At 66.8% G+C, this 6,396-nt stretch carries 7 protein-coding genes; 4 read left to right on the top strand and 3 right to left on the bottom strand.

The window, feature by feature from the left end:
- Nucleotides 1-217: 217 nt before the first annotated feature.
- Together V1Y59_RS04095 and V1Y59_RS04090 are read right to left on the bottom strand one after the other, a co-directional pair.
- Nucleotides 218-1,069: an ABC transporter permease gene (locus V1Y59_RS04095; RefSeq protein WP_330503556.1), complete on the bottom strand. Its 852-nt coding sequence runs from the start codon at nt 1,067-1,069 to the stop codon at nt 218-220.
- A complete protein-coding gene (locus V1Y59_RS04090) occupies nt 1,066-2,085 on the bottom strand; it encodes an ATP-binding cassette domain-containing protein (RefSeq protein ID WP_330503555.1) in 1,020 nt (339 codons plus the stop codon). The genes V1Y59_RS04095 and V1Y59_RS04090 overlap by 4 nt, the downstream gene beginning before the upstream one ends.
- A gap of 245 nt (nt 2,086-2,330) precedes the next feature.
- On the opposite strand from V1Y59_RS04090, the gene V1Y59_RS04085 reads away from it, so the two are divergent.
- From V1Y59_RS04085 to V1Y59_RS04070, 4 genes are read left to right on the top strand one after another with little or no spacing between them, the layout of a single operon-like run.
- On the top strand, nt 2,331-2,732 hold the full coding sequence (locus V1Y59_RS04085; protein ID WP_330503554.1) for a TOBE domain-containing protein: 402 nt from the start codon (nt 2,331-2,333) through the stop codon (nt 2,730-2,732).
- Nucleotides 2,733-2,789: 57 nt separating this feature from the next.
- A complete protein-coding gene (gene modA, locus V1Y59_RS04080) occupies nt 2,790-3,548 on the top strand; it encodes a molybdate ABC transporter substrate-binding protein (protein ID WP_330503553.1) in 759 nt (252 codons plus the stop codon).
- Nucleotides 3,549-3,550: 2 nt separating this feature from the next.
- Nucleotides 3,551-4,333, top strand: coding sequence for an ABC transporter permease (locus V1Y59_RS04075; RefSeq protein ID WP_330503552.1), 783 nt, complete (start codon nt 3,551-3,553; stop codon nt 4,331-4,333).
- A 5-nt stretch (nt 4,334-4,338) separates the two neighbouring features.
- A complete protein-coding gene (locus V1Y59_RS04070; protein ID WP_330503582.1) occupies nt 4,339-5,427 on the top strand; it encodes a sulfate/molybdate ABC transporter ATP-binding protein in 1,089 nt (362 codons plus the stop codon).
- Here the strand turns inward: V1Y59_RS04070 and V1Y59_RS04065 are convergent.
- Nucleotides 5,376-6,329 (bottom strand): adenylate/guanylate cyclase domain-containing protein, encoded by a 954-nt coding sequence (locus V1Y59_RS04065; RefSeq protein ID WP_330503551.1) that lies wholly within the window; start codon nt 6,327-6,329, stop codon nt 5,376-5,378. The two genes, V1Y59_RS04070 and V1Y59_RS04065, sit on opposite strands and share 52 nt — an antisense overlap.
- Nucleotides 6,330-6,396: the final 67 nt, after the last annotated feature.

Raw genomic sequence — 6,396 nt, 5'->3', positions numbered from 1 at the left:
GACCCGCAAAGACATCATCCGCTGCCTCAAACGCTTCATCGCCCGCGAGGTCTACCACGCCCTCAAAGCCGACCTCCAACAGCTTGACAAGCTATAGGACCGTCGCTCGCAAGCTCGCTCCTCAGGGGGCAGTGGTGACGCTCCTCAGGGACCGAAACTTCTTCCGATCCCTGAGGAATCCCGGAGCTTGCGGAGGGATGTCACGAAGGGTCGCTGCTCAATCGACGGTGCGCCGGTTGTAGGCGTACAGGGCGATCGGCGCGAACACGACGGTCAGCGCGATCGACCACAGCAGGGTGGCCAACTCGGGGTGCTGCAGCGGCCACGGCTCGCCGGGACCGGCAGCCGGCCCGTTGCCCCAGAGCACGCGAAGTGCCTGCACCAGAGCCGAGATCGGATTCCACTCGGCAATCGCCTGCAACCACCCGGGCATCGGATCGGTGGGCACGAATGCATTCGACAGGAAGGTGATCGGGAACAACGTGGTGAACATGAACCCGTTCACCGCCTCGACCGACTTGAGCCACGACCCGACGAGGATGCCGAACCAGATCATCGCGAAACCGAACAGCAGCAGCAGCGCGAACGCCAGCACGGCGTCACCGAAGCCGTTGCGGATTCGCCAGCCGATGGCCAGCCCGGTCACCGCCATCACGACGATGCCGATCGACGAGTGCAGCACGCTTGCGATGCTTCGCCCGATGATGACCGCGGACCGGCGAATGGGCAGTGACCGGAACCGGTCGATGATGCCTTTCTCCAGGTCCGCGGTGATCCCGGTGGACACGATGAACGCGGTGAACACGATCGTCTGGCCCATGATGCCGGGCAGCAGGAACTCCTTGTAGGAGGTGGCGCCGGTGCTGATGGAAGCGCCGAACACGTAGGCGAACAGCAGCACGAACATGATCGGCTGCACGGTGACGTCGGCCAGCATCTCCGGCATCCGACGCGTGTGGATCATGTTGCGTTTCACCATGATCCACGATTGCTCGAAGATGTTCGTCTGGCGGATCTCCGGCCGCTGCGTGATGCCGCTGCCGGCGAGAGTCGTGGTGGTGGTACTCATGCGCTCTGCTCCTCTTCGGTGGAGGTCTCGTCGTCTTCGGCGCGGTGGCCGGTGAGGGACAGGAAGACGTCGTCGAGGCTGGGTCGGGCGAGGCCGAGGTCGTCGACCCGGATGCCGCTCTCGTCGAACCAGGCGACGACCCGGGTGAGATCACCGAGTCCGTCGGCGGGGGCCGTGAGGCGGCGTGCGGCCTGGTCGACGAAGACCTCCGCGCCGGTCTTGCGCAGCAGTGCCTCCGCCTCGGGGATGTCGCCGGGATCGGAGACGGTGAGCACGAGGCTGGCCGCACCGGCCTGTTGCTTGAGCGCCGTCGGGGTCCCGTGCGCGATGACCCTGCCCTTGTCGATGACGACGATGTCGTCGGCGAGCTGGTCTGCCTCTTCGAGATACTGCGTGGTCAGCAGGAGCGTGGTGCCCTCGGCGACAAGTCCCCGCAGCACATCCCACAGTTCGGTCCGGCTACGCGGGTCGAGTCCGGTGGTCGGCTCGTCCAGGAACAGCACGGGCGGAGCCGCCAGGAGGCTGACCGCGAGATCGAGGCGCCGACGCATGCCACCCGAATACGACTTGACCTGCTTGTCGCCTGCCTCGCTGAGCGAGAACTGCTCGAGCAATTGTTCGGAGCGACGCGCCAGGTCTCGGCGGCCGATGCCGTAGAGGCCGCCGATCATCCGGAGGTTCTCTCGTCCGGTGAGGATCTCGTCGACCGTCGCGGCCTGGCCGGTGAGGCCCATGCTGCGGCGCACCATGTCGGGGTTCTCGGTCACATCGAAGCCGGCGACACGCGCGGTGCCGCTGGTCGGCGGTGACAACGTCGTCATCATTCGGACGGTGGTTGTTTTGCCGGCTCCGTTGGGCCCGAGGAGGCCGAGGACGGAACCCTGGGGCACGGTGAAGCTGACGCCGTCGACGGCGGTGAAATCACCGAACTTTTTCACCAGATCGACGGCTTCGATCGCGACGTCACGCGTCGACTGGGTTGCCGGCGCCACGGCCGGGACGGTGGGTGAGCTCATAATTCTCCACGGTATCGATGGGGTCTGACAAAGTGCGAGCCAATTTCTGGTGCCGGACCGCGGTGGGCCGTCGAACATACTGACCCGCCCGCCCGGTGGAATTCATCGCTCCGGCACCGTCGTGGTGTCCGACGCGTTTCATGAGCGTAGAACCTCAAGTTAACTTGAAGTCGATCACGCAGTGCGGACACGCATATGCGGAGGAAAAGGTTGGACTGGAACGCGAGTGCGGATATTGTCGGCGAATGACCGGCATTCGAATCCGCGACGCCGCCGTACTGCTCGGTGTCAGCGACGACACCGTCCGTCGCTGGGTGTCATCCGGCCGGCTGACCGCGTCGACAGACCCGGGGCCGGTCGCGACTGTCGACGGCACCGAGCTGGCCGCCCTCGCGCGCGAGCGGGCGGGCGACCAACCCGACGACGGCAGCGGGGTGATGCGGTCGGCGCGAAACAGGTTCACCGGACTGGTGACCGAGGTGACCTCCGACAAGGTGATGTCGCAGGTCAGCATGCAGTGCGGGCCGTTCGAGGTCACCTCGTTGATGAGTTCGGAGGCGGTCCGTGAACTCGGGCTGGAACCGGGGGTGGTGGCCACCGCGGTGGTCAAGGCGACCACCGTGATCGTCGAAAGGCCGATGAGGTGAGCAGCTCGAGGGCGCGGGCGGAGATGACGAAGAGGCGAACAGTTGACTGATACTTCGGTGGTCCGACGCTCCTTGTCGGCACTCGGTGTGGCGGTGGTGGTCTCGGCCGGCGCGGTCGGATGTTCGAATGACACCGACGAGGCGACGACGGTCCTGGACGTCTATGCCGCCGCGTCGCTCAAGCAGGCGTTCACCGAGATCGCCGACGAGTACGCGCGTGTCCACGAGGACGTCGATGTGCGGGTCAACTTCGCCGGGTCGTCGGCGCTGGTCACCCAGATCGAGCAGGGCGCGACCGCCGACGTGATCGCGACCGCCGACGAGAAGACGATGGCGAGACTCGGTGCGACGGCCGTCGATCCCGAGATCTTCGCGACCAACACTCTCGTCATCGTGACCGGGCCGGGCAACCCGGAGAACATCGTCGATCTCGCGAGCCTGACGAATCCCGAGCTCTCGACCGTGGTGTGCGCGGTCGAGGTGCCCTGTGGGGCCGCGACCGCTCAGGTCGAGAAGAACACCGGCATCGACCTGGAGCCGGTCAGCGAGGAGTCGTCGGTGAGCGCGGTGGTCGCCAAGGTGACCTCGGGTCAGGCTGATGCGGGAATCGTCTACGTCACCGACGCTCGAGGTGCGGGCGACAAGGTGTCCGCGGTGACCGATCCCGCGTTCGCCGAGGTGGTGAACGCCTATCCGATCGCGAAGGTCAAGGGGTCCCCCCGGCAGCAGGACGCGCAGATGTTCGTCGACCTGGTGCTCGGCGAGACCGGTGCGGCGGTGCTCCGGGCCGACGGGTTCTCGCCCGCCCCGGCCTGACGATGCGACGTATCCCGCTCTGGTTGTACGCGCCCGCCGTGATCGGTGTCGTGTTCATCCTCATCGGTCCAGCGGCCGTGATCGTGCGCATGCCGTGGGAGGAATTCGTCGCATCCGTCACCTCTCCCGAATCGTTGGACGCGTTGCGGTTGGCCATGGTCACGGCCCTGATCAGCACGTGTCTGTGCCTGCTCGTCGGCGTCCCGATGGCCGTGGTGTTTGCGCGGACCGAAGGCGTGGTGGTGCGGGTGATCCGGGCACTGGTGTTGCTGCCGTTGGTCCTGCCGCCGGTGGTCGGTGGCCTGGCGCTGCTCTATGCATTGGGCCGCAACGGGATCGTCGGGCAGTATCTCGATGACGCCGGCATCACCATCGCCTTCACCACCACCGCGGTGGTGCTCGCGCAGACCTTCGTCGCTCTTCCGTTCCTGGTCATCAGCGTGGAGGGCGCGCTGCGTTCGACCGACGAGGACTATGAGCAGATCGCCGCGACGCTGGGTGCCGGCCCGACCCGAACCTTGTGGAAAGTGACTCTGCCACTGGTGGTTCCGTCATTGCTGGCCGGGACGGTCCTGGCCTTCGCGCGAGCGCTCGGCGAGTTCGGTGCGACGATCACGTTCGCCGGGAACCTGCCCGGGACGACGCAGACCGCGCCCCTCAAGATCTACCTCGACGCGATCAACGACCCCACCGCGGCACTTCCGCTGGCGTTGGTGCTGATGGTCGTTGCGCTGGTTGTCGTCGTCGCGGTGCATCTGCGGCCGGCGCGGGCGGTTGCGACGTGACTGGGATGACGGCGCGGGTGCGCGTGGAGAAGCCCGATGTGACAATCGATCTCGATGTTCCGGGCGGACGGACGTTGGCCGTCATGGGGCCGAATGGTGCAGGGAAGAGCACCGCGCTGTCGGTGCTCGCCGGTCTGCGCCGCACGCCGGGGTCCGAGGTTCGCATCGGCGGCGCCGCGATGCAGGACGGCCGGCGATTCGTGCCGCCGCATCGTCGATCGGTTGTGCTGCTCGCCCAGCGGCCGCGTCTGTTTCCGCACCTGGACGTGCGCCGAAACGTTGCGTTCGGTCCTGCCGCCGCACGCCTCGGACGCGTCGAGGTGGCTGCTCGCACGGAGAAGTGGCTGGCCGCGGCGGGAGTCGAGTCACTCGGCGAGAGGATGCCCCAGCAGTTGTCCGGTGGACAGGCGCAGCGCGTGGCGATCGCACGTGCGCTCGCCGCCGAACCCGACGTCCTGCTGCTGGACGAACCCTTCGCCGCGCTCGATGTGTCGGTGGCTCAACAGATCCGGTCGCTCCTTCGGGATCTTCTGGTCGACCGGACCGGGGCCACCGTCCTGGTGACCCACGACCTCATCGACGCGGTGAGTCTGGCATCGGACGTCGTCGTGATGGACCATGGCCGTGCTGTCGATGCCGGACCGACGCGTGACGTTCTCACCTCGCCGGGCCATCCGTTCACGGCGTCGCTGTCCGGACTCAATCTGTTCGTCGGAACATACACCGATGACACGGTCGACGACGGAGCCGGTCGCCGTGTGGTGGGTGTCGCCGCCGATCAGATGCGCGCCGGGCAGACATGTGCCGCGGCCTTCGCACCACGCGCGGTCGCGGTGTATCTCGAAGCACCACACGGAAGTCCGCGAAACGAACTGTCGGCGACGGTCACCGACGTTCTGCCGCGGGGTGACCATGCCGTCGTGCGCACACTGTGCGGGGAGCAGATGGTCGACGCCGAGGTGACGTGGGCGGCGGTGGCCGACCTGGGTATCCGTGCGGGGATCGTCGTGACGTTGGTGGTGAAAGCGAGTGAGGTGCGGGTCTACGGCGTCACGTCGGACGAGCGTCCGAATGTGACGACGGGGCCGTCGTAGTATTTGTTGGCTTCCACCGTTCTGGCCTTCAGCCGCCGGTAGCCGCGCACACTCAGCGACGGGATGGAGCGGAGGTAGAAGCGCTCGTCGTCGGCCAGGCCTGCCGACACCGAGTCGTCGACCAGAGTGGTTCCGGGACGGGCCGATCCGGCGAGGCGCGCGGCGATGTTCACCGGCTCGCCGAAGACGTCGCCGAGCCGGCTGAGCACCCGTCCGCGGGCGAGGCCGACTCGCAGCGGCGGGATCTCGTCGTCGGCGGACAGCTCGTGGATCGCGATGGCGATGGTAGCGGCCTCGGCGGGCTCGTGGGTGGTGAACATGACCGCATCGCCGAGCGTCTTGATGACGTGCCCGCCGCCCCGCGTGACGATCTCGAAAGTCTGCTCCTCGAAGGATTCGAGCAGCTTCTCCAGCTCGTCGAGTGCGATGCGCCGCGACAGACTGGTGTAGCCGACGATGTCGGCGAAACCCACCACCAGGTCCTGACTTTCGTCGGACTCCAGTTCGATGTGGTGGTCGAGCGCGAGCGCGAGATGTCGTCGCCAGATGAGCTGCTGGACCTGGCCCAGCGCCGCGGACATCTGATCGATCGTCCACGGCACGTCGGGGTCGCGGTCGAACTCCCGGAGCTGATCGGCCTGCCAGTCGGCCAGCCGTGACATCGTCTGCCCGATCGCGCGCGCAGTGGCCACCTGCGCGTCGAGGGGCATCGCCTCCGCGGAAGCGGCGAACAGCCGTAACGCCTGTAGCTCGTTCTCGGTGAAGATCTTGTCCGGTGTCGAGGTCCGCGCGAAACCGAAAGCATTCCAGATCTTTTCGGCATACTCGGCCGTGAGCCCGAGCTCGTCGACGAGTTCGTCGCGGGTGTAGCGGGGTTCGGCAGCGTCGGCGCCCTCATGCATCGTGGGAGTGAACCCTCCTGTGTCCCGGGTGGGCCAAGCGTAGCCAATCGGCGGAGTCGGTGACAGC

The organism is Gordonia prachuapensis, from assembly GCF_036350515.1.
Classification (GTDB): domain Bacteria; phylum Actinomycetota; class Actinomycetes; order Mycobacteriales; family Mycobacteriaceae; genus Gordonia; species Gordonia prachuapensis.
The sequence above is the reverse complement of the archived record's forward strand: the minus strand, read 5'-3'. Positions and strand labels throughout refer to the sequence as shown.

What these genes read in the sequence shown, in the direction of transcription:
- V1Y59_RS04065 (WP_330503551.1), bottom strand. Translation starts at nt 6,329, where the DNA reads ATGCATGAGGGCGCCGACGCTGCCGAACCCCGCTACACCCGCGACGAA.
- V1Y59_RS04070 (WP_330503582.1), top strand. Translation starts at nt 4,339, where the DNA reads ATGACGGCGCGGGTGCGCGTGGAGAAGCCCGATGTGACAATCGATCTC.
- V1Y59_RS04085 (WP_330503554.1), top strand. Translation starts at nt 2,331, where the DNA reads ATGACCGGCATTCGAATCCGCGACGCCGCCGTACTGCTCGGTGTCAGC.
- V1Y59_RS04095 (WP_330503556.1), bottom strand. Translation starts at nt 1,069, where the DNA reads ATGAGTACCACCACCACGACTCTCGCCGGCAGCGGCATCACGCAGCGG.
- V1Y59_RS04075 (WP_330503552.1), top strand. Translation starts at nt 3,551, where the DNA reads ATGCGACGTATCCCGCTCTGGTTGTACGCGCCCGCCGTGATCGGTGTC.
- V1Y59_RS04090 (WP_330503555.1), bottom strand. Translation starts at nt 2,085, where the DNA reads ATGAGCTCACCCACCGTCCCGGCCGTGGCGCCGGCAACCCAGTCGACG.